At 64.7% G+C, this 22,390-nt stretch carries 17 protein-coding genes; 6 read left to right on the top strand and 11 right to left on the bottom strand.

Going from position 1 to position 22,390, the window contains the following annotated elements; genetic code table 11:
- Positions 1-13: 13 nt before the first annotated feature.
- Together QZL87_RS03560 and QZL87_RS03555 are read right to left on the bottom strand one after the other, a co-directional pair.
- On the bottom strand, positions 14-1,318 hold the full coding sequence (locus QZL87_RS03560) for a restriction endonuclease (RefSeq protein ID WP_295323825.1): 1,305 nt from the start codon (positions 1,316-1,318) through the stop codon (positions 14-16).
- Positions 1,315-4,173, bottom strand: a complete 2,859-nt coding sequence (locus tag QZL87_RS03555; protein ID WP_295323823.1) for an AAA family ATPase — start codon at positions 4,171-4,173, stop codon at positions 1,315-1,317. The genes QZL87_RS03560 and QZL87_RS03555 overlap by 4 nt, the downstream gene beginning before the upstream one ends.
- Before the next feature lie 342 nt (positions 4,174-4,515).
- Here QZL87_RS03555 and QZL87_RS03550 point away from each other — a divergent pair, with 342 nt between their 5' ends.
- Positions 4,516-5,184, top strand: coding sequence for a thermonuclease family protein (locus QZL87_RS03550; RefSeq protein WP_295323820.1), 669 nt, complete (start codon positions 4,516-4,518; stop codon positions 5,182-5,184).
- A 93-nt stretch (positions 5,185-5,277) separates the two neighbouring features.
- Positions 5,278-6,195, top strand: a complete 918-nt coding sequence (locus QZL87_RS03545; RefSeq protein ID WP_295323817.1) for an HNH endonuclease — start codon at positions 5,278-5,280, stop codon at positions 6,193-6,195.
- A gap of 73 nt (positions 6,196-6,268) precedes the next feature.
- Here QZL87_RS03545 and QZL87_RS03540 read toward each other — a convergent pair whose 3' ends face one another.
- From QZL87_RS03540 to QZL87_RS03500, 9 genes are all read right to left on the bottom strand, one after another.
- A complete protein-coding gene (locus QZL87_RS03540) occupies positions 6,269-7,291 on the bottom strand; it encodes a hypothetical protein (RefSeq protein ID WP_295323815.1) in 1,023 nt (340 codons plus the stop codon).
- Positions 7,292-7,389: 98 nt separating this feature from the next.
- Complete coding sequence (locus QZL87_RS03535) at positions 7,390-8,862, bottom strand: hypothetical protein (protein WP_295323812.1); 1,473 nt, start codon at positions 8,860-8,862, stop codon at positions 7,390-7,392.
- A 96-nt stretch (positions 8,863-8,958) separates the two neighbouring features.
- Positions 8,959-9,543: a lytic transglycosylase domain-containing protein gene (locus tag QZL87_RS03530; protein WP_362988543.1), complete on the bottom strand. Its 585-nt coding sequence runs from the start codon at positions 9,541-9,543 to the stop codon at positions 8,959-8,961.
- Positions 9,531-10,091: a S26 family signal peptidase gene (locus tag QZL87_RS03525; protein WP_295323811.1), complete on the bottom strand. Its 561-nt coding sequence runs from the start codon at positions 10,089-10,091 to the stop codon at positions 9,531-9,533. The genes QZL87_RS03530 and QZL87_RS03525 overlap by 13 nt, the downstream gene beginning before the upstream one ends.
- Positions 10,084-10,317, bottom strand: coding sequence for a helix-turn-helix domain-containing protein (locus QZL87_RS03520; RefSeq protein ID WP_295327149.1), 234 nt, complete (start codon positions 10,315-10,317; stop codon positions 10,084-10,086). The genes QZL87_RS03525 and QZL87_RS03520 overlap by 8 nt, the downstream gene beginning before the upstream one ends.
- A 322-nt stretch (positions 10,318-10,639) precedes the next feature.
- Positions 10,640-12,919, bottom strand: a complete 2,280-nt coding sequence (locus QZL87_RS03515; RefSeq protein ID WP_295323810.1) for a S8 family peptidase — start codon at positions 12,917-12,919, stop codon at positions 10,640-10,642.
- Positions 12,912-14,021 (bottom strand): ATP-binding protein, encoded by a 1,110-nt coding sequence (locus tag QZL87_RS03510; protein ID WP_295323808.1) that lies wholly within the window; start codon positions 14,019-14,021, stop codon positions 12,912-12,914. Before QZL87_RS03510 ends, QZL87_RS03515 begins: the two co-directional genes overlap by 8 nt.
- A gap of 273 nt (positions 14,022-14,294) precedes the next feature.
- Entirely contained in the window at positions 14,295-15,194 is a 900-nt protein-coding gene (locus QZL87_RS03505) for a HEPN domain-containing protein (protein ID WP_295323805.1), read from the bottom strand.
- Positions 15,195-15,280: 86 nt separating this feature from the next.
- Positions 15,281-15,604, bottom strand: coding sequence for a DUF736 family protein (locus tag QZL87_RS03500; RefSeq protein WP_295323802.1), 324 nt, complete (start codon positions 15,602-15,604; stop codon positions 15,281-15,283).
- A 449-nt stretch (positions 15,605-16,053) separates the two neighbouring features.
- On the opposite strand from QZL87_RS03500, the gene QZL87_RS03495 reads away from it, so the two are divergent.
- From QZL87_RS03495 to QZL87_RS03480, 4 genes are all read left to right on the top strand, one after another.
- Positions 16,054-16,509, top strand: a complete 456-nt coding sequence (locus QZL87_RS03495) for a hypothetical protein (RefSeq protein WP_295323799.1) — start codon at positions 16,054-16,056, stop codon at positions 16,507-16,509.
- A 113-nt stretch (positions 16,510-16,622) separates the two neighbouring features.
- The gene (locus tag QZL87_RS03490; protein WP_295323797.1) at positions 16,623-17,855 is read left to right on the top strand and encodes a TolC family protein; all 1,233 of its coding nucleotides are present in this window, start codon (positions 16,623-16,625) and stop codon (positions 17,853-17,855) included.
- Positions 17,852-19,099, top strand: coding sequence for an efflux RND transporter periplasmic adaptor subunit (locus QZL87_RS03485; protein ID WP_295323794.1), 1,248 nt, complete (start codon positions 17,852-17,854; stop codon positions 19,097-19,099). The genes QZL87_RS03490 and QZL87_RS03485 overlap by 4 nt, the downstream gene beginning before the upstream one ends.
- Complete coding sequence (locus QZL87_RS03480) at positions 19,089-22,331, top strand: CusA/CzcA family heavy metal efflux RND transporter (protein WP_295323792.1); 3,243 nt, start codon at positions 19,089-19,091, stop codon at positions 22,329-22,331. Before QZL87_RS03485 ends, QZL87_RS03480 begins: the two co-directional genes overlap by 11 nt.
- Positions 22,332-22,390: the final 59 nt, after the last annotated feature.

The raw sequence follows: 22,390 nt of genomic DNA, 5'->3' as shown, positions 1-22,390 counted from the left end.
TGACCTGGCGCGCTCAAACGATGGAATCGGCCGGCGCGGCAAGCAAGGCGCGCAATTGTCCCGTGACGGACTTATGGTCCGCGATATCGACGCTCGCGAGGTGGAGCCGCTGCGCAGTCCTCCCGACGCGATGCCGGCTCAGGGTGCCGGGTAAGCTGCGAAGCGCGTCGTGGTGCGGATAGAGCAAGGTCAGCGCGCCACACCCGTAAAGCTGGCCATAGGCCATCATCTGGTAGACGTCGGCTTGCGACACGCCCTGTTTGGGATCGTCGATGCGCGATGCGATCCGTTTCCACTTGGTGTCGACGATGTGCACGACCTCGCCGCCCCGCTTGATCAATATGTCGGGCCTCGTCTGGAAGGTGCGGCGTCCGTCGTCGGCCGCCTCGAGGCAATAGAGGCGCCCGCCCTGCAGATGGACCGACAGGCCCGAGCCGGCGAGCGCCCGGCGCAGCATGCGGCCGATATATTCCTCGAAGAGCGTGTTCATTTCGAAGAGCAGCGAGAAGCCCGTTTGCTCGCCCATCGAGCTGGTCTGAAAGCGCTCGCCAAGAATGAGCCGCGCGAGCGCGAGCAGATCCTTCCACCGGGCGTTGGTCCGGTCTAGCCGGACCGCGTCCCAGCGCAGCGCCTGACGCGGTACGGGTGTAATATCGGCATAAGCGAAAGCGAGTTCGGCGAGGCGCCGCTGATTGTCGGCGCTCTGCGATATGCGGCGTAGCCGGTCGACGGCGGCGCGCATGATCCGGTTGATTGCGATATCGGGCGACAGCTCGTCGAACCGGCAGGCGAGCCGCGCCGGGTTGGCGGCCAACCTTGTGAACTGCCGGGTGACGTCGAGGCGGCCGCGTAGCGTCGCCATGTCCTCCTCGCGCTCGATATAGTGGCGCGGCATGCCCTGACGGAGGGCATCGATCAGCTTCAGGCTGAAGAGCCGGATCAATATCTCCAGAAGATTGTCCTGCTGCCAGCCGAGCGTGGTGAGCGTGCCGCCATCGATGTCGATATCCATCGCGACCGCCAGCAGATGGACGAGCTTTTGGCGGATCTGCCCCTGCGTCGCGGCCTCGCCGCCCGCGGCGACATCGATCTTGGGCAGGATTTCGAGGGTGCAATTGGTCGCCGCGATGACCCCGACGACCTGCCCGGCGCGTAGCGCGCTGCGGCCGTGCGCGAGAATGCGCCCGCCATTTTCACCGCCGAGCGGCGATTTGCGCGCGACCGCGGCGAGGCGATCGGCGGCCCACACCGGGATTTGCGTCGCCGGATCCTCACCATAGGCGATCGGTTGCCATTCGAAGAGGGTGCGGCGGATCACGCGAGGCCGGAATAAGCGTCGGCGGCGAAGGCGTCGCGGACCGACCAGCGCCACCGCGCAGGCATGTCGGCATCGATATCGAGGCCGGCAGGCGGCGTAAGCTCCTGCCGGGCGAGGAAGCGGGTCCCATCGGTGTCGCCGAGGATCGCAGCGACCTTCGCCCAATCCTCGTAAAAATATTCGGCGAGCAACGGGATGATGCGCCCGCGCATGCATTCGTCGAGGTCAGCGCGCGATCGGCAGCCGATGAAATAGGCATGGCCGATCTGATGCTCGCGATCGAAGAGATATTCGATCCGCTCATTGAGTATGCGCAGCACGCGCGGCAGGTCGACGCCGCTCGCCAGCGCCGCCTCGGAAAGAAGCCCGGGCTCGGGCATCATCTCCCGAAACTCGAACCGGCGGCGCAGCGCCGTGTCGAGCAAGGCGATCGAGCGGTCGGCCGTGTTCATCGTGCCGACGATATGAAGGTTGGAGGGCACGCCGAACTCGTCGCCGGAGTAAGGCAAGCGCAGCTTGAGCTCGTTCGGCTGGCCGAGCCTTTTATCGGGTTCGAGAAGCGTGATGAGTTCGCCAAACACTTTCGAGATATTGGCGCGGTTGATCTCGTCGATGATGAGCACGAACTGATCGGGTGCGGCCGCCGATGCGGCGGGCTGCTGGCTGTTGAGATAGCGTTCGAGCGCGGGAATATCGAGTTCCGCCTTGGTGAGCAGATAGATGGTGCGCATGCTGAACTTGCGCTGGTAGATTTCGCTGACGGGTACGCCTTCGCGGTCGACCCAGAGCCATTTTACCTTGCGGCGGTGGGCATAGCGGCCCTCGGGGCGCGGGCGATATTCATAGTCGCCCTCGACCACGCCGATCGCGCGAAAGAGGCTGTTGCCCTTCGAGACGATGACGAGGTCGCCCTTGCGAACCCAGTTGCGGAAGATGAAGGGCATCTGGACGCGGCCCGACAGCGAGGAAAGCTCTTCCTCGCTGTCGCCGTGCTCGCGCTGCGCGGCGATGATCGCATCGCGCGCGGCATATTTGTCATCGCTCCAGTCGATGTCGCCGAAGCCGAGGAGCGTATGACCTTCGGCGATCGCCTCCTCGAAGAGATAGGCGTCTTCGGGATCGGCGGCTTCGCCGATCGAGGTCTTGAAGACCTGACGGTCGCCGACGCGGATTGCATCGGGTCCTTCGGAAGGCCCGAGGCTGGTTTCGGCGCGGCGCGCGATGCGGCGGAAGATGCCGGGGAAGGTTTCGAGGCGAAAGCCGGCGCCGCCCTCTTCTCCGTCCGCTCCGGTGACCGGCTGCTTGCCTTCGACGAAATCCTCATAGCTCATCGACTGGTGGAAAGTGACGAACTCGATGCGCCTTGCCTCGCGCAGCCGCCGATAGCTCGCCATGAGGTCTTCGCGCCCGGCGGGTACCGGCTCGCCGCAGAGCCCCACGGCTTCGGCGGCGGTCGCGAAGGTCTTGCCGGTTCCGGGCGGGCCGTAGAGGATGAGATTGGTCGGCCGGGGCCCGGCGCCTCCCTCCCCGCTCTGGGCCGTTATCATTTCCGCGTCCTTCCCGACGATCTCGAACCCGAGCCGTTCCAAAATGCTGTTGGCGGCCTGCTCGCCGTAACCGCCGTAAAATTCGCGGGCGCTCTTCGCTTGTCCGCCGGGCATGAAGCCGTGCGCGGCGCCGACCGTCGCCTTGGCCGGACAGAGCATTGTGCCGCCCGCGCGGCGCGTCCAGTAATCGCGCGGCCTGCCGAAGCCATATTTGGCGAGGAAGGCAGCAACGCCGATCGCTTCGCATTCGGTCATGGCGGCCTCGACCGCCTCGCGCGTCAGGCCATCCTTCGACATATCTTCATCCTCCGACATCGCGACCCAGATGAAGCCCTGAACGTCCATCAACGATTCGGGACTCCAGCCCCATTCCTCAAGTTCCTCGCGCATTCGGCTGACGAGCGCCTGATATTCCTCGAAGTCGGCGAGCTCGAAGCGCGGCGCGGTAAACAGGCGGCGGCCGAGCAGAAGCTTGCCGAGGCGATCGAAGGTGCGCGCCTTGAACCAGCAGGCATCGTGCGGGTTGCGGGTGCCGAAGACCGACAGGGCGATGTTGAGTATCTCCCCGCGTTTCAGCGTGTCGAGGCCCATATCGTGCAGCGCTTCGAGCTCGCGCGCGCAGCTTTCGAGTTCGGCGAGCGCTTCGCCGCCGATCTCGGACAGGCGCGCGACCGTTTCATAGAAGCGGCGCTGGATGTCGGCGCTCGCCTGGCCGACGGCGCTCTGGGTACGCCAGCCGAGCGGCAGGCCCTGGCGCGTTGTCATCAGCAGCGACTTGTAGACGGCGCGCCCGCGCTCCTCGGCCGAGGCATCGGGATCGGCCGAACCCATCAGAAAATCGCCCCGCGCCTCGCGCTTGTAGCTCGTCTCCTGCTCGTAGAAGCGGCCTTCCTCGTCGGAGAAGCGTTCGAAGTCGGGCATGCGGGCGAGAAATTCGAAGCGCAGCTTCTCCATCCCCTCGGCGAAGCGCGCCGGCACATCCTCGCCGTCGCGCCAGACGAGCGCGCGGCCGTAATCGGCAAGCCAGTTGCTGAAATTGGCGAGGCGGTTGTCGGGCTTTTCGGACTGCGGCATCAGGATACGAAAATCCTCGCCGCCCGCCAGCGCGTCGGCGCGGATCGCGCGGAGCCGCGCGCGGAGCTCCGCGAAGCCGTCGGCAGCAAAGGCCGCATCGAGGTCGGCATGGGGAAAGCCGAGCGCAGCGAGATTGTCCTCGATCTTGCGGACGGCGCGGATCCGCGTCTCCTGCGCCGCCTTCGCCGTCGCCCCTTTCCAGTTCAGATAATTCTCGAACGCCTTTTCATCCATTCAGGATATCCATTCTTCCGATTTTCAGACGCCGGTAGATCCGCCCGGCGGCGAGTCCGGACGCGCGAAGCGGAACGAGAGAAAAAAGGCGCCGAGATGTAAAATATGCCGCGATCGGCATCGGCACGGCTTGACGCGCCAACCGCAAACCCGGCCCTGCGGCGCTGCGTCCATTCCCCTGCCCCCTCGTGCATCGATCGCGGCCGATAAGCCAATGGAAGCAGTCAACTGTCAAGCATCGGGCGGCCTCGTCGTTCTTCCATAGTGCGGCGAGGTACGGAATTTATTAAGCGGCCATGATGCAAACGGGATGGGCAGCGGGCAGCCCAGCGGAGAGCCACCATGCGACATATCATCCTCGCCGCGCTGATGCTGGGCGCGACGCCGACGACGGCACTCGCTCAGGAGATAAGCGGCCCCGCGCGCGCCACCGATGGCGACACGCTCAATATGACGGGCATCGTCATCCGCCTGCACGGCATCGATGCGCCCGAGCTCAACCAGAGCTGCTCGCTGGAAGGCACCGGCTGGGCCTGCGGCCGGGACGCGGCCGCGAGGCTTGCCACCCTCGTCGCGGGCCAGTCGGTGCGCTGCGAACAGCGGGACACCGATGATTATGGCCGGATCGTCGCAACATGTCGGATAGGCCAGATCGATTTGTCGGCAGCGATGGTCGACGCCGGCCTTGCGGTCGCACTCCCGCATTTTTCGGCATCTTACGTCGCAAATGAAGCGCGTGCCCGCGAACGCCGGGTCGGCATCTGGGGCGGCACATTTCAGCTCCCTGCCGACTACCGGGCAGCGCACCCGTCGCGGCCGAGGCGGACCCCGGCCTTGCCAAGCGCGAGACCGCTACCGAGCGGCCCGCGACCGTCGGCGGTCTATTTCGGGAATTGCCGTGAGGCGCGCGCGGCGGGCGCCGCGCCGCTCTATCGCGGGCAGCCTGGCTATCGGCCCGAGATGGACGGTGATGGCGACGGAATTGCGTGCGAACCCTATCGTGGCCGCTGAGCCGCGCCGGCGCCCTTCGACAAAGGACCCGCCTGTGACGGCGAACCTGCCCGATCCTCTTGCTCATTGCCCGGAGCGTCGTAAGCTTCGCCCATGATCACGATGTTCGTCGCGATAACCGACCGGAGCTGGTTCGATCTTCTTTCGTCGGCGCACCCCGACGAAGTAAATTTCTGGCAGCCGAGCAGTCGCACGACCTTTCGCGCGCTTTCACCGGGCGAGCTTTTGCTCTTCAAGCTTCACAGCCCGAACGATTATATCGTGGGCGGCGGCGTGTTCAGCCATGCCTCGAACATCGCGCTCTCGATCGCCTGGGACGCCTTCGGCCCGAAGAACGGCGTCGCATCGCTCGCCGAGATGCGGACGCGCATCGCCCATTATCGCCGCGACAAGAGCTTGCTCGATGCGCGGCACGATCCGGTCATCGGTTGCCGGGTCTTGACCCAGCCTTTCTTTCTGCCGCGCGAGAGCTGGATTCCGGTTCCATCCAGCTTTTCGAAGAATATCGTGACCGGCAAGCGCTTCTCGACCCGAGACGCGGAGGGCCGCGCGCTCTGGGATGCGCTGGGCGAACGGCTCTCGCAGGCCGCCGACAATCCGGTCGGCGCCGAGCGGTTCGGGGCGCCGCGCCTCGTCAAGCCGCGTCTCGGGCAGGGGGCGTTCCGGCTGGAGGTAACCGACGGCTATGAGCGCCGGTGCGCCGTTTCGGGCGAACGAACGCTGCCGATCCTCGATGCCGCGCATATCCGCGCCTATTCCGATGGCGGCGAGCATGCGCCCGAGAATGGCTTGCTGCTCAGAACCGACATCCACCGCCTGTTCGATCTCGGCTATGTGACGGTATCGGACGATCATTGTTTCGAGGTCAGCCACCGCCTCAAGGCGGATTTCGACAATGGCAAACATTATTATGATTTGCACGGCACGCGCCTGCGCGCGCCGCTCCCGTCGTTCGCTCCGCCGGCCCGCGACGCGCTCGATTGGCACCGCGAGAACCGCTATCTGGGATAACGAAAAGCCAGTCCCCGCCGGCTACTCCACATCGTTCACCAACAAGCGCAGAGCCGCTGCGACACGCCGCCGGTCAGGCCGTGCGGGCGGCGGCGCGCCGCCGCCGCGCTTCCTCGTGCATATTGACCGGCGTCGCGTTGAGAACGCGCATCACCATCGCGGTCAGGAAACGGCCGGGACATAGGTTTCCCGGCGTGTGATCGGTGAGGATCGAGACGGCCGGAAGGTTGGCGACGATGCCTTCCACGGTCGATTCGGGAAGCTCGGATGCACCCGTATCGTCTTCCGGTTCGGGTTCAGGCCCCGGCTCCAATATTCCGTCGGGCGGCTCGGCCGCGCCCTCGGGCAGCGCCGCCTCGTCGGCATAGTCCATGAGGATGAGGCAGGTCGCATGATAGGCATCGTCTTCCTCGCCGAGCTTGGCGAGCAGGTCGAACAGCCAGTCGGCGGTGCGCGGCTCCTTCTGGAGGATGTCCGACCGCAGGCCGAAGAGGAAGCCGAGCGCCGCTAGCGGATGGCGAAGGCGAAGGTTCTTCGCATCGCCATAGGATTCCTCGATCCGGTTGGGGGCATTCTTGCCGTAGGAGGAATCCATGCGCTTGGTCGAAATGAGGAGTTCGGGGCCGGTCGCCCAGTCGGTCATGATGACATCGACCTGCTTTAGATAATTTTTGCCGAGGATCGCCGCCGACGATGCGGTCACCCCCGGGATCGAGGTCGCTTTCGTCAAGCGATCCATGACCTGGGCCCGCAGCGGGCCCGGCAGCGACTTGACCAGATTGGAGGCGGCTGCGGGCAGGATGCGCGGATTGGAGGGGCGTGGCCAGACCTGGTCGGACAGGAAGCCGGCGCGGCGGAGCTCATAGCTCAGCCACACGTCGAGCGCGAGTGCGGGAACGCCCGACTGGGTTCCGGCCTTCAGGTGCAGCGGCACGCCGAGCAGACGCTCGAGCGTTGCATAGTCGGGCTCGAACCGCAGCTCGCCGTCCGGCCCCTTTACCCAAGGGTTGCTGTGCGCGCCGTCCGGCGCCGCCTCGGCGACGATATGATCGAAGAGGATCCAGGCGCGGGCCTTGGAGGATGGTTCGGCAGCCAAATTCGGTTCTCGCTCCAGCGAAAAGGACAGGATTCGCCATCAGCAGGAAAAGGGCGGCGCACGCAAGAGGAAGCTCCACCGACACAAATACTCCGACGTCAGTCGGCGTAGTGGCGCCAGCGTTGCATCGAGCCGATCGCGGCTTCGAGTTCCTCGGTCTCGCTTCTGGGCGCCGTGCCCGGCGCAGGAAAGAGGATGCGACCGGCCTCGCGCGGTTCGAGCTTGAGCATGCCGCCACCGAGCGCATGGCCTTCGAGTTCGCAGCTCAGCCGCACGAACGGCGAAGACCAGGACGGCATCAGCTTGGCGGCGAGCGCGGCATCGCGCACGCGAATTGCATGGACGCTGTTGGTGCAGGTGACGCCGGCATCGTTGCGGACGAGGTTGACGCTTCGCCCCGACATATAGCTCATCACATAATCGGGAACCTGGACGTCGGGGACGACATACCAGGGCGCGCGGTTGCGGCACTTGTAACCGAGCCGCGCCTCGCGCCCCGCGCTGCTGTCGAGATAATCGCGGACCGGGGCCGGCAGCGCCGCGTCGCGGGTCAGCCGCAGCAGCAGGACGGGATCGTCCTTGCTGCGCCAGCCGGCGACGGTCGCCGCAGTAATGCGATCGCTCGGCATCGCGCGGCCGTTGCGCAGTGAGGGCTGAAGAAAGGCGGCGGGGATGCGGAGCCGCTTCGCCTCGGAAGGGCGCAAATGGAAGAAGCTGTTGTCGCCGCTCACATAACCGATGCCGACCGCCGCGAAATCCGAGAGCCGATGCGTGCCGGGCCGGTCGAGCGCCGCCGCATAGAGACCGCGCACCGACGCCGGCAGCAGATAGGGACGCAGGCGCCGGTTCCAGACGTCTCGCCACTCATCGAGCGCGATCCGCAGCGTGGGACGCGGCGGCGATTTCGTCGGGACGAACCGGTCGGCGATCGTCATATCGATCGTATCGGCGCTGCCGCCGAAGCCTTCGGCGTAGAGCAGCCAGCAGTCTTCCGAGAGCGAAGGAAAGAGCTTTTCGCGGACCGCGACGATTTGCACGGTCCCGAAGGAGGAAAGGAGATATTCGAGCAGCGGCGCCGCGTAGGGGGCGTGGCCGATTTCGGCGGGGACGACAAATGCCATGCGGCCGCCGGGCTTGAGCAGTCCCGCGGTTGCGACGAGGAAGGGCGCCCAGGACGAGGTCAGACCGCTGAAGCGGGCGCCGAGGTCGAGACAGAGATCGAGCGCGCGGCGGCGCATTTCGCCCTTGAAACTCTGGTAGCGAATGAAAGGGGGGTTGCCGGCGGCGCATTCGAAGCGCTCGCCGGTCTCGGTCGCCCAGGTGAAGAAATCGCCTTCATGCACCAGCGCGCCGGGCGCCCGCGCGATCGCAGCATGCGCCGAGACGGGATTCTGCTCGATGCCGACGCTGTTGCGGTGAAGCGCGAGGAAACGGCCGTCGCCGCACGAGGGGTCGATCATACGATCCGACGGCCGACGGCACGCCCAGGCGACGAGCGACGCGGCAACGTCGTCGGGCGTAAAATAGGCGCCCGAGCGCTTCTGCGAATATTCCGGAGAGATTGCCACCATCGCGCGCACCTTAGCCAGATCGTTCCGCCCCGCAACGGGAATGACGAAAAGAACATATCAGGAACGACATCATCTCGCAACCATCGCAAATAAACGCTAGCGCCGGATGAAGAATATCGCCGGCGCGGCCGACGGCGACATCACCCCTTCCACCTCGCGCGCCGCTGCAACCGCCGGCTTGAATGTCGAACGCCGAGCCGCTCGATCCAACGCCCCTGGGCCTGCGGTCGAGGAGAGGTAAGACCGCGTCTCGCCCGGAAGCGAACTGCGGCCGGCGAGCCAAGCGGCGTAGCGCGCGGGCCCGGCATTATAGGCGCCGAACAATCCGGGATAGCCGAAGCGGTCGTACATCAGCCGCAGATAGAGCGTACCCGCCAATATATTGTCGCGCGGCGCGTGAGGATCGAAGCCGAGATCGAGCCGCGCCCGCATGTCTGCCCAGGTGCCCGGCATCAGCTGCATCAGCCCCATCGCCCCGGCGCGGCTGACGATCGGCTTTCCGCGGAGCATCGTGCGCCCGCCGCTTTCGGCCAGCATGACGCGCTGGATCCATTCGGCCGGAATGCCGAAGCGCGCCGACGCCTCCTCGATATGCGGGCGCCAGCGCTCGACCGATTGCGCGGAAGCGGGCGCGGCCGCGAGCAGGGCAAATACAAGTAGCCACATCTTCAGCGCAGCCACAGCGGCACCGTCTTGCCGACGACTGCGGACCGTTTTACCGGCCCGAAATAGCGGCCGTCGAACGACGCCGGATCGTCCATCAGCAACAGAAGCGCGTCAGGCCCCAGCGTCCGGCAACCCTGCCACCAGGGCATCGCCCGCCCCGCGCCATCGGCGCCGCGGCGAACGGCTGCCATCCGGCCCGCAACGAATATCCAGGGACCAAAGCCGCAGACGCGATCGCCGGGGACCGCGGCGACACGCTTCAACAGAGGAACGTTGGCGGGAAGATAATGCCGCCGTGCCGCGAGTTCGCGCCATGGCGATGCAAGGCGCACGACCACCATGTCACCGCGCACTACCGAAGAGCCGGGCGACACGCGCCAAAGTCCGACGGGCGCACTGGCACTGGCATTCCAGAGCAGGCGCGGACGCGGCGGCGCCGCAATTGTCACGCCAAGCGATAGGAAAAGCCCTGCACATATGCCAATAAGACAGACCCGCCAGCGTCGCCGACGCAACGCGGCGCGCAGTGCACGTCCGACGATCCGGATCGACGACCTACGCATCGTCCCCCGCCTCCCCGACCCCGCGCGACCAGGCATCGAGATCGTCGATGTGATAACGGATATGCCGGCTGTGGCGCCGGTAGACCGGCCCTGTCCCCGCCGTCCGGTATTCCTGCAGGGTGCGCAGCGACAAGCTAAGGTAGAAGGCCGCCTGTTCCGGGCTCAAGAAGGGCGATCCTTGCCGTGCACGCGCCGCACGCGCATTGGCATCTTCCTCGTCGGACATGTCGGTCATGGCAAAGCACCTCGATGCGCGGCGCTTCAGCGCGCCGCCGGATGCCGGATTGATGGCGCGGCGCGCAGATCCCCTACAGGGTCGGAAACGGCCTACCGTGAAATCGACCCCGCCGACCGATGAACACCGGTCGGGTTCGAGGAAATCTGCGACGCAAGAAGATGCATCATCGGCAAGCCGTCGGGACAGCGATCGAAGCGCGTGCCACGTTCAGCGCCCCATGCCGCCGGAACCTATCCGTGTGCGCGGTATCTCTGGCCGATAGCGGAATGTCGGCTTTTCGGCGCTAACTCAGCAAAACGACTATCGGCCGCTACTGCGAAAGCCGCACTGGCACCTGGACCCCCGCGCGAGGCCGCATTGGTTGCAAGCGATTGGCCGAACTCACAATCACGCGATCGTAGAGGTCGCGGGCTGAGCGATTACGCAATGTCAGAACGAGAGCGAACTTCATGTTCGACGGACGCGCGCCTGCATGACCATGCTCCCGCGCGATATAGCTGACGTCAAACGCGGGTTGGTTGAGCGATGCCGCGCGCTTCGTCTTGCTGCGCGTAAGTGTCGTCTCCCATTTCTGCGCATCGTCGCGGTGCATATGCTCGGTCGCATAAAAGTTTTTCGCGGAGAAGAAGCTATCCGACGCAGGAACCGTGGGGGTGATGATCTTGTCGTCCTTTACGTAGGGCGGCGGAATTTTGGTCGTATCGGGCCGAAACTGAATTTCGAGACCCCCGCGCGTATAGTTGATCGCGTCTTCCGGATCGACATCACAGTAGAAGCTGAAGGTCGCCTTGATCTCGACATTGCCGGTCAACCCGTCCGGGACGGGCAGATAGAGCCGGACCGCTCCCGTCGTGGGCATCTGACGCTGGTACAGGATATGCGCCTCATAGTCGTCGCAAAGAACTAGATCGCCCAGCCCGTGCGACAGCATACCCCAGCCAATTTCGGGTCGCTTGTCGAAATCACCGCTCGCCTGGTGGACGAGAAGAGCCTTAACCGCTGGCGCCCAGAGGCTCTCGGTAAACTGGGCACGGATACCGGCGCCGCAGCGCATAGCAACGGGAGCCGCGAAGCTCGTCCCCATCGTACCCTGCGCCACCGTGGGGGTTCCCGGACTCAGCGCAAGGAACGGGCTCGCATGCGAACCGCCGAACGCCACGAAATCGGGTTTGACGTAGCCGGGGCTACGACCCGGCCCCCAAGCGCTATACGGCGCACGTGCCCATGTGGCGCCGAAACTGTCGCTCGCCCCGACTCCCAGCATGTTGACGCCATCAGAGGGCGGCTGGATGCGATGGAGTCCGCTCTCCTTGTCGTTCATGCCGTTATTGCCACAAGCAATCGTTGCCACCGTCTCGCCACCGGCGAGGAGCTGGTCGAGCCGCGCGGTCCACGGGCTGACATCATCATCATCGATGGCATAGTCGGGGCCGAGACTAATGTTAATGAAATCATAGCGTCGGGAGGTGAGGATTTCCTCGATCCGGTCGAGAAGAGCAAAGGCTTCGAAATCGTCATTGTCGCCCTCGCCATAGACGCGCCAATGATCGACATTGGCGTGCGGTCGGCGCGTCGGTTCTCCCTGAACCAGCGGACCAAAAAGAAACGCCGAGGTGACCGCTAGTCCATGGGCCTGTCCCGACGCGATCGGCCGGCCAACTCCCGGCGCATCGTGCAGGGTCACCCATTGATCTAGGCCATGATTGGCTGGAAGTCCGCCATCGAAAATCGCCGCTGCGATATCATTGGCTTCGGCCGACTCCCCTGAAAGCGCAACCGGAAACACCGAGCCCACCGAACGAGCCACCGGGTCGAAAGGGACAATACGCGGCGCCTCCCGGAGCACGCGAAGAAATGTGAAATCGAGAATCGCGTCCAGCCTAACGCGTGGCGCGCGAATGGGCAGGAATGCAAGCCCGCCAGCGTGACGCGTGCGATCCACGTCGCACCACACGTCGAGTGAACGCATGAAACTCTCGAACGCCTCAATCACATAATTATGGTTGCGCCCCGCCATAGCTTCGGGGCTGTGGAGAACGACCTCCATTGGAATCTCGTCGCGATCCCGGAAGCGATCCGATAACCCTTTCAACCGGTTATCCCCTGGGACGCGTACGCTTTCAATCTTACGGAAATCCTCGGCCACCTGGTCTTCGGACGGACGCCAAGCGCCGACTGAGGCCCCGAACTCAGCCAAGCGATCGACATTTCCGGCAAGGAAGAGGACGGGTGCCGGCTGCGCCATTCCACGCTCCTCGGCCCGCGCCGAAACCACTTTCTCGGGCACCACATGCGCTGCACGCGACCCGAGATGAATAAGATCGAGCTCGCGTAGCAAGTTCGCGGGATAATAGCTTTTGGCGAGATAGCTTGGATGGAGCGTCAACTCCAATGCCGCCTCCCCTGCAGGACAGGCCAGGTCAGGAAGATCGTCCAGCACATCAGCCACGTGCTCCCATTGCGGAGCAAGACGTCGGCGCGCTTCCGCGAAGGAGTAAGGATGAGCCTTCTCCCCCATGCCCCGCGGCGGGCGGGCGATTTCCTCGGAGAGCTTTTCGCCCTGACCGATAAGATAGCGCGGACTAGCCATTCTTTGCATCTCTCCTGTCGCGTCGCATCGTATCCCGCGAAATTCCAACGGTTTCGCTAATCCGCCGGTCGCTCATTCCCTGCTGGGCGAGTAGCGCTGCGGCGCGCTTGCGCATCTCCGGGGCGCTTGTTCGAAGCTCGTTGCCGATACGGTCAAGCAGAACTTCGTCCAGATTGAGTGCTTTCGTCGTAGCACGGCGGCGGATCCATTGGGCGGTGCGGGTCAGGTCGCTATAGGAGCGGTCCTCCCAAAGGATTGTCAACAATGGGAGCCAACCATCTATCTTCTCCCCATCTTCTCCAAAAGCAGTCCGCAGCAAATCTTCGCGCAGTTCCGACGACGGCAACCGAAATTCGAGGACATCGTCGAACCGCCGCCAGACGGCAGGGTCCAAGAGTTCACCGTGATTGGTTGCCGCGACAAGGAGGCTAGTAGCGGGCCAATCATCGACTTCTTGCAGAAGGACGGTGACGAGCCGCTTCAACTCGCCGACGTCGCCTTCATCGTCGCGTCGTTTCGCGATCGAATCGAACTCATCGAGGAGCAACACCGATTCAACGCTCTTGGCGTAGTCCAGCACCGCTCGAATATTAGATCCGGTTTTGCCGAGATAGCTGCTCATTACGGTCGCAAGGTCGAGTGTAATCAGCGGGCGGTCGAGGAGATGCGCCAACCAGCGCGCGCTCATCGTCTTGCCGACGCCCGGCGGACCGACAAAAAGAAGAGATCGGGTGGGGCCGAGGCCTTGCGCTTCTAGCGCCGCCAGATGATCGCGTTCGGAAGCCACCTGCTCAAGCTTGATGCGTAACTCATCATCAAGGATGGGCGCTTCGCTGCCAATGATCGGATATTCACTCTTGGCGAGCGCAAGCCGGGAATCGGCATCGACGGGAACAAGCGCGCTGCCGAAATCGCGCAGGGGCGAAAGCTCAGTTGGCGCCCGCGCGAGAAGTTCCGATAACTCCCGAGCCAACCCAGGCTCTTGCCCCTTGAGTCGCCGCACAGCTTGGCGCAAATAGGCTTGAACATCCTGCGAACGACCGGCGAGTCCGAGGCGGGCAAGCTGGACTAAATTTTCCGAAAGGCGCTCCGTCAAGTCCATATCGACCTCAATATCATATGTTTCTGTGTTTTTTTGATGGACTAGTTTCTATCATGATGACGCCACCTAGTCCAGTTCGCCCAAAAATAATTTTTAACGGGCGCGCGTGGAGGCTGCCCGCGATCGGCAGCCGCCTCCCGCATCTTCCGAGGGAGCGACTAGAATCGGACAGATGTGCAGCTACAGCAGACCTAGGCCGCTGCAGCATCAAGATACCAATTAAATGGCAGCTTGCGGGCGCATATCTGACGCTATGTACGTCTGCCGAAGCCGCTATTCTGGGGCTAGACGCATCTCGGAAATCGTCTTCACCTCGGCCTGAAGCAGTTCGATGCGTTCGACGAGCCATTCGAGTTCGGGACCGGTAATCTTGTAGTGCGGCGAGTAGCGCGCGTTGACATAAGCCTGCTGCAAAAGCTCAAAGCAGCGGCGGCCGAACTTGCTGTCGCGCGGCCAGACGGGAATGAGATCGCGGGCGATATCTTCGGACCTGTCGCGCAGGAAATTTATCTTGTGCGATTTCGGACTGTACAGCGTCAGGACGTGGAGCACCGTGTGGTAAAAGTGTTCCGTGGCCTGATGCAGGAAGAAGGCCGCATGATTGTTTAGCCCTTCCCCGATCGCAAACTTGGCGCTCTTCAGAAATCCAGCGGCGCTCGCAAACCACTTGTCGAAATAAGCCTGCGCCTCCGCCCTCGCCTCCTCGACCGACAGCGGCTTGGGCGTATCGAACGCCTGCGTACCCAACTCGTACAGCACGACGCCATCGCGCACGATATCGATGAAGAAGGGCCGGCCGCGCGAAAGCTGCTGGTTCACGTCGGTCAGGCTGTGGACGATCAGCCCCACGGGCGCCGACAGCTTCCTGGTCACGCCATAATCGCGCAGGAAGCGGTCCTCGGCCTTGTACCAGTAATCGACCGGATCGGTCAGCCGCTCGTCGTTGACGACGACGAGGATATCGTAATCCGAATAATAGCCGCCGACGGGATCGGCGACCCAGTCGCCGCGCGCATAGCTACCGTAGAGGATGACCTTGAGGATGCGGCCCTGCTTCTTCCATTTCTGTGTCGAAAGCGCCGTCGCATCCTCGAATTCGGCGAAGAGGATTTCGACGATACGCGCGAGGTCCTGCTGCTTGCCGCCGGGAAGATGGTCGAGATCGGTTTTCATGTCTTTCGAATCCTAGCCGAATATTACGCGCTGACAATGAAAAGGGTGATCCCCGCGCCCGCCGGAGCGGGCGCGGGGTCCGGCCGTCAGTCGGCCGGGTTCCAGATGACGGCATAGGTGTCGTCATCGTCCTGACCCGCGGCGCGGCCGAGGTTGGCGTAGAGCCGGCGCGGACCGAATTCGGGGGCCGCGAGGCTCAGCGAGACATAGGTCTTGCCCGACACCTCGCCGGTGCGAACCCAGCCGGCACCGATCTCGACGCCTTCGGAGAAGACCCGGAAATCGGGCTGGACGTCACTGCCCTTGCCGCGATTGGGGCTGATCTCGATGCTGGCGCGGATCGAGAGCGTCTTGAGCTGGCCAACGAAGCCTTTTTCGATGGTGCCGTTCACAAAGCCGATAGCTGCCATTGTTCGTCTCCTTCATCGCTGCCGGAGACCATCCCCGGAGCGTGAGCAGGAAGAGGACGGGCGTCATGGAAACGGCGCGCACCCGCAGGGCCGCAGCATATGCGGAGGACAGACGGAACGGTGCTTTTTGGACGCGGAACGCGGGCCGCGAGGAGCCCGCACAGCGGGCGGGGAAAAAGCGCCGGGATGGATGTTGCGCGCGGTTTCGCGCTCGTCCAGACGGCTCACTCCGGCACCGGGATGGTCAGCGGCAGTGCCTGGGGACGAGAAGCGGCTAAAGAATTTTTACCGAACGCTTCATCGAAATTGGCATGGCCAGACTCGTGTCGCCATAGCAAAGCGGGCAGAGGAGTATGGGTATCTGGCCGCGACGCCACTGGTGGATCGTCTGCTTTGAAGCGCATCCTAGCACAATGCAGCCGTTCAGAATGCCCCGCTTGTCAATTTCGATGCTCGCAATTACACATCTCGATGTGCTTGAGCCTGTCGCCCTTCTTTTCGAGCGTCTGATTGCAGCTCTCTGCGTCGCGCTCATAATGTTCTATGCGGCGACATTGCCAGCGAAGGCAACCGATCAGCTCCAACACAGCCCGGCACTCATGGTGCCGCATGAGCACGGCGGTCTTGACAGTTTCACCGTCGACACCGTCCATGAAAGCGACAATGATCATGTCGATCGTCACGACAATGCGCCGGATGACGAAAGTCAGCCTCGCGATCATGTCGCCGGTGGACACCATCATCATGGCGACAGCGGCCCCAATCTTCTCGTTCCGGGCACAGCCGGCACAGCCGCCGTGCTCTTGTCTTCGGGTCTGCACGGCCTTCGCAAGGACCGACAGATTGCCGGCTTGCGGCCGGTCGGCCCCGAGCGGCCACCCCGAAGCCTCTCGCTGATGATCTGAGTTCCCGCGCCTGATCGAAAAGCGTGGGATGTATCCACGCCTTTCAGCGAGGCCATATTGTCATGTTATTTGATTCTCGTGCGCGCTCCGGCGCGCGGGCTGCCCGGCGAGCGATGCTCGGCGGGGCAGCGATGCTGCTCGCCTTCGGGCAGTTAGCTTACGCCCAGACCCTGAGTCTCGACGACGCCTTGTCGCGCGTCGCGTCCAGCGATCCAACGGTCGCCGCCAATGCGGCCAGGCTCGAAGCCGCCGACGCCGCAATCCTGCAGGCCGACGTGCGCCCGCGCGATGTCGTCGGCGTGGACTTCGAGGATTTCGCCGGAACCGGCCCCTATTCACCGCTCAATCGATCGCAGACGACGGGCTGGTACGAGCGAACATGGGAACGCGGCGGCAAGCGCGAGGCACGGATCGGCGCCGCGCGCGCCGATGTCGCGGTCGTCGGCCAGCAAAACCGCATCCGGCTGTTCGATCGTCTCGCGCGCGTGCAGACGGCATGGGTCGAAGCGCTCGCCGCCGAGGCCGCGATCCCCGTTGCCGAAGCGCGGCTCTCCGACCTCAAGCGTGTCGAGCTCGATGTCGTCCGCCGTGTCACCGGCGCGCTTGATCCCTGGTTCGCCGCCGAACGGGCACGCACCAATGTCGCGCAGGCCGAGATCGCGGTCGAGCAGGCGAAGGAATGGGCGCGCATCGCGCGCGCCAGTCTGGCGGCATGGTGGGGCGGCACGGGCGACTTCAAGCTCGACGCAGCAACATTCGAACGGCTCGACCTGACGGTTCCCACCGCCGGCGCTTCAGCCGAGATCGACCTGCTCGCCGCCGAACTCGCTGCGGCCGAGGCCAAGACACGGCTTGCCGAGACCGGCAATGTTGCCGACCCGACCGGCCGCGTCGGCCTTCGCCACTTTGGCGAGGGCAATGATTTCGCGGTGATGGTCGGTGGCTCGATCCCGCTCGGCAGCGCCGCCGCCAATCGCGGCAATGTCACCAGGGCGCGCGCCGACCAGCGCGCCATCGAGGCAGAGGTCGCGGTGACACGCGTCGAGATCGGGCGCGAGATCGACAAGCTGGTCGCCGACCGCAAGTTGATCGCAGCCGAGGTCGCGCGGATCGATGCCGAAGTGATCCCGAGCGCCAATCGCGCGGTTCGTCTGATCCGCGACGGGCTCGCGCGGGGCGGCACCGCCTTCACCTTCCTCGAATACGCCCAGGCGCAGGCCGCCGCCAACGAGGCGCAATCGCGCCGCGTCGAGCTGCTGCGCCGCTTCCACCTACTCGGCGCGCGCCTGGACCGGCTGACCGGTCGCCACGTCGCGCTCCTTTCGACCATGGAGAATGCTCGATGACCAAGAAACATCTGCTGCTGGCGCTGCCCTTGTTCGCCGCCCTGCCCCTCGCCGCCTGCGGCGATGGCGCCGCGACCAAGGAAGAGAGTGCCGAAAAGCCGGCCGCCGGCGAATATGAGCGCGGCCCCCACCGCGGCCGCATGCTCCGCGACGGCGACTTCGCCCTCGAAATCACCATCTTCGAAGATGGCGTCGAGCCCGAGTTCCACGTCTATGCCTATCGCGGCGACAAGCCGGTGAAGCCTTCGGAGGTCCAGCTGTCGATGCAGCTCGTGCGCCTCGGCGGCAAGATCGACAAATTCGCCTTCGCACCGCAGGAGGATTTTCTGCGCGGCAATGGCGTCGTCACCGAACCACACAGCTTCGACGTGCGCGTGCAGGCGTCCGAAGGCGGCCGCAATCACAAATGGGCCTATCAGAGCTATGAGGGCCGCACGACGATCACCGCCGAAGCCGCCAAGGCCGGCGGGATCAAGATCGAGACCGCGGGCGGCGCGACCGTCAGCGATCTCATCGACATGGGCGGCCGCGTCGAGGTGACGCCCGAAGGCCGCGCCGAAGTGCGCGCGCGCCTGCCCGGCCTCATCGTCTCGCTCAATGGCAAGATCGGCCAGACCGTGCGCCGCGGCCAGGTACTGGCGCGTGTCGAGTCCAGCCATTCGCTCCAGACCTATACGATCACCGCGCCGATCAGCGGCACGATCGTCGAGAAGAATGTCAATGTCGGCGACACGACCGGCGACCGCTCGCTGTTCGCGATCGCCGATCCGACGAACCTCCATGCCGAGTTTTTCGTCTATCCGCGCGACGCCGAGCGCGTCCGCGTCGGCCAGCCGGTCACGCTGAAGAGCCTGTCAGGCGAAGGCACGATCCAGAGCGTCGTCGAGGCGGTCGTGCCGACCGCCGATGTCGCGAGCCAGACCTTGCTGGCCCATGTCCATCTGCCGACGTCGGCGGCGAACGCCTTCCGCCCTGGCATGGCGGTCGAGGGCAGCTTCGCGGTCGCGCAGGCGAATGTGCCGCTCGCGGTCCGGACGAAGGCGATCCAGCGCTTCCGCGATTTCGAGGTGGTCTTCGCCAAGGTCGGCAACACCTATGAGGTGCGGATGCTCGAGATTGGTCGGCGCACGCCCGAATGGACCGAGATCCTCGGCGGGCTGGAACCCGGCACCCAATATGTCACCGATGGCGCCTTCCTGATCCGGGCCGACATCGACAAGTCGGGAGCGAGCCATGACCACTGAGACCGCTCCGCCCCCGGGCAAACCAGCGTTCCTCGAACGCCTCATCGCCGGGGCGATCCGCTTTCGCTGGGCCGTCCTCGGCATCGTCGCGCTCTTGTGCGCGCTCGGCGTCTGGAGCTTCCAGCAACTGCCGATCGACGCCACTCCAGATATCACCAACGTCCAGGTCCAGATCAATAGCGAGGCGCCCGGCTTCTCGCCGCTCGAGGCCGAGCAGCGGGTAACCTTCCCGGTCGAGACGGCAATCGCTGGGCTGCCGGGGCTGCAATATACGCGCTCGATCTCGCGCTATGGCCTCAGCCAGGTGACCGCGGTGTTCGAAGACGGGACCGACATCTATTTCGCACGGCAGCTCATCAACGAGCGGCTGCAATCGGCGCGCGAGCAGCTTCCGCCGGGCGTCGCGCCCGAAATGGGGCCGATCGCGACCGGGCTCGGCGAGATTTTCATGTATACGCTCGAAGCCCAGCCGGGTGCGCGCAAACCAGGCGGCAGCGCCTACACGCCCGAGGATCTCCGCACCTTGCAGGACTGGGTGATCCGGCCTCAGCTCCGCAACACCCCCGGGGTGACCGAGGTCAACAGCATCGGCGGCTATGAGCGTCAATATCATGTGACTCCGATCCCGGCGCGTCTCTCGGCCTATGGGCTGACATTGCGCGACGTCGTGCAGGCGCTCGAACTCAACAATGACAATGTCGGCGCGGGCTATGTCGAACGCTATGGCGAGCAATATCTCGTCCGCACACCCGGCCAGGCGAATGGCATCGAGGATCTGAAGGCAATCATCGTCAGCAACCGGAACGGCATCCCGATCCGCGTCGCCGACGTCGCCGACATCAGCCTCGGCGAAGAATTGCGCACCGGCGCCGCCACCGAGAACGGCCAGGAAGTGGTCATCGGCACCGTCTTCATGCTCGCGGGCGAGAACAGCCGGATCGTCGCGCGCGCCGCGGCGGAACGTCTGGAGGTCGCGGCGAAAGCACTGCCCGCGGGCGTCAAGGCCGTTCCGATCTACGATCGCACCAATCTGGTCGAACGCGCGATCTGGACGGTCGAGAAGAATCTTCTCGAAGGTGCACTGCTCGTCATCGTCGTGCTCTTCCTGCTGCTCGGCAACGTCCGCGCGGCGCTGATCACCGCGGCGGTCATACCGATCACCATGCTGATGACGATCACCGGCATGGTGCGCGGCGGCGTGTCGGGGAACCTCATGAGCCTCGGCGCGCTCGACTTCGGCCTGATCGTCGATGGCGCGGTGATCATCGTCGAAAACTGCCTCCGGCGCTTCGGCGAGGCGCAGCATCAGTTGGGCCGCCTGCTGACCCGCGGCGAGCGTTTCTCGCTCGCCGCCTCGGCCAGTTCGGAGGTCATCCGCCCCTCGCTGTTCGGGATGCTGATCATCGCGCTCGTCTATGTGCCGATCTTCGCGCTCACCGGCGTCGAGGGAAAGATGTTCCATCCGATGGCAATCACCGTCGTGATGGCGCTGACCGCGGCGCTGATTCTCTCGCTAACCTTCGTTCCCGCGGCGATGGCGCTCTTCGTCAAGGGCAAGGTCGAGGAGAAGGAAAGCCGGCTGATGGGCTGGGCGCGCCGCGCTTACGCCCCTGCCCTCGACGCTGCCTTGCGGCTGCGCACGGCATTCGTCGTCGGCGCAGTTGCGCTGGTCGCGCTGTCGGGGTTCGCTGCGACGCGGATGGGCTCGGAGTTTGTGCCGAACCTCGACGAGGGCGATATCGCGCTCCATGCGCTGCGTATTCCGGGCACCAGCCTGACGCAGGCGGTCGGCATGCAGACCGCGCTGGAAGCGCGGATCAAGCGCTTCCCCGAGGTCGACCGGGTGGTCGCGAAGATCGGCACCGCCGAGATCGCGACCGATCCGATGCCGTCTTCGGTCGCCGACACCTTCATCTTCCTGAAGGACCGCAAGGACTGGCCCGATCCACGGAAGCCGAAGACCGAACTCGTCAAGGAAATGCAGGCCGCGGTCGCCCAGATTCCGGGCAACAATTACGAGTTCACCCAGCCGATCCAGATGCGATTCAACGAGCTTCTCTCGGGGGTGCGCGCCGATGTGGCGGTGAAGGTGTTCGGCGACGATCTCGATACCTTGCTCGAAGTCGGCAAGTCGATCGAGGGGGTTGCTGCGGGGATCGAGGGCGCGCAGGACGTCAGCGTCGAGCAGGTCACCGGCCTGCCGATGCTGCAGATCACGCCCGACCGCGGCGCGCTCGCGCGCTTCGGCCTCAATGTGAACGACGTCCAGCAGGCCGTGGCCGTTTCGATCGGCGGCGTGCAGGCGGGACAGATGTTCGAGGGCGACCGCCGCTTCCCGATCATCGTCCGCTTGCCCGAGAATATCCGCGAGCGGGTCGACGAGATTGTCCGGCTGCGGATTCCGCTGACGGGCGCGGGTCCGTCGGTCGATCCGGCGACGGGCATGGCGATGGATACGGGCCTGCGCGGCTTCGTGCCGCTCGCCGATGTCGCCAAGGTCGAGGTCGCGATCGGTCCCAACCAGATCAGCCGCGAGGATGGCAAGCGCCGCGTCGTGGTGACCGCCAACGTCCGCGGCCGCGACCTCGGCTCCTTCATCGAGGAGTTGCAGGCCAAGGTCGGAGCCGAGGTCGAAGTACCCGATGGCTACTGGATCACCTATGGGGGGACGTTCGAGCAGCTGATCTCGGCGGCAAAGCGGCTCCAGCTCGTGGTCCCCGCGGCGCTGCTGCTGATCTTCGGCCTGCTCTACGCGCTGTTTCGCTCGGGCAAGGATGCCGCGATCGTCTTTTCGGGGGTGCCGCTGGCACTCACCGGCGGGGTCGCGGCGCTCCTGCTTCGCGGGATGCCGCTGTCGATCTCGGCCGGGGTGGGCTTTATTGCCCTTTCCGGGGTCGCGGTGCTCAACGGCGTGGTGATGCTGAGCTTCATCAAGCAGCTTCGCGAGACCGGCAGCGACCTCGAACAGGCGATCCGCGAGGGCGCGCTCACACGTCTTCGTCCGGTGCTGATGACCGCGCTCGTTGCGAGCCTCGGCTTCGTGCCGATGGCGTTCAACGTCGGCGCGGGCGCCGAGGTGCAGCGGCCGCTCGCGACGGTCGTGATCGGCGGGATCATCTCCTCGACAATCCTGACCCTTCTCGTGCTGCCAGCGCTCTATCAGCTAGTGCACAGCCGGGGCGCGAAGGACCAGAATACCCAGCCCCCAGCGGCCGAGCCTTCGCTGGCTTGACCGCTCGCCCCGCGTGCCCAGCCGGCGCGCGGGGCACCCTTCCAGATTTCTCAGGAGAT

The organism is uncultured Sphingopyxis sp., from assembly GCF_900078365.1.
Classification (GTDB): domain Bacteria; phylum Pseudomonadota; class Alphaproteobacteria; order Sphingomonadales; family Sphingomonadaceae; genus Sphingopyxis.
Note: the sequence above shows the minus strand (reverse complement) of the source record. Positions and strands in the feature narration are given on the sequence as shown.

Excerpts from the sequence above, each read along its gene's own strand:
- QZL87_RS03555 (WP_295323823.1), bottom strand. The coding sequence starts at position 4,173 with ATGGATGAAAAGGCGTTCGAGAATTATCTGAACTGGAAAGGGGCGACG.
- QZL87_RS03550 (WP_295323820.1), top strand. The coding sequence starts at position 4,516 with ATGCGACATATCATCCTCGCCGCGCTGATGCTGGGCGCGACGCCGACG.
- QZL87_RS03545 (WP_295323817.1), top strand. The coding sequence starts at position 5,278 with ATGATCACGATGTTCGTCGCGATAACCGACCGGAGCTGGTTCGATCTT.
- QZL87_RS03535 (WP_295323812.1), bottom strand. The coding sequence starts at position 8,862 with ATGGTGGCAATCTCTCCGGAATATTCGCAGAAGCGCTCGGGCGCCTAT.
- QZL87_RS03525 (WP_295323811.1), bottom strand. The coding sequence starts at position 10,091 with ATGCGTAGGTCGTCGATCCGGATCGTCGGACGTGCACTGCGCGCCGCG.
- QZL87_RS03520 (WP_295327149.1), bottom strand. The coding sequence starts at position 10,317 with ATGTCCGACGAGGAAGATGCCAATGCGCGTGCGGCGCGTGCACGGCAA.
- QZL87_RS03515 (WP_295323810.1), bottom strand. The coding sequence starts at position 12,919 with ATGGCTAGTCCGCGCTATCTTATCGGTCAGGGCGAAAAGCTCTCCGAG.
- QZL87_RS03510 (WP_295323808.1), bottom strand. The coding sequence starts at position 14,021 with ATGGACTTGACGGAGCGCCTTTCGGAAAATTTAGTCCAGCTTGCCCGC.
- QZL87_RS03505 (WP_295323805.1), bottom strand. The coding sequence starts at position 15,194 with ATGAAAACCGATCTCGACCATCTTCCCGGCGGCAAGCAGCAGGACCTC.
- QZL87_RS03500 (WP_295323802.1), bottom strand. The coding sequence starts at position 15,604 with ATGGCAGCTATCGGCTTTGTGAACGGCACCATCGAAAAAGGCTTCGTT.
- QZL87_RS03495 (WP_295323799.1), top strand. The coding sequence starts at position 16,054 with ATGCTCGCAATTACACATCTCGATGTGCTTGAGCCTGTCGCCCTTCTT.
- QZL87_RS03490 (WP_295323797.1), top strand. The coding sequence starts at position 16,623 with ATGCTCGGCGGGGCAGCGATGCTGCTCGCCTTCGGGCAGTTAGCTTAC.
- QZL87_RS03485 (WP_295323794.1), top strand. The coding sequence starts at position 17,852 with ATGACCAAGAAACATCTGCTGCTGGCGCTGCCCTTGTTCGCCGCCCTG.
- QZL87_RS03480 (WP_295323792.1), top strand. The coding sequence starts at position 19,089 with ATGACCACTGAGACCGCTCCGCCCCCGGGCAAACCAGCGTTCCTCGAA.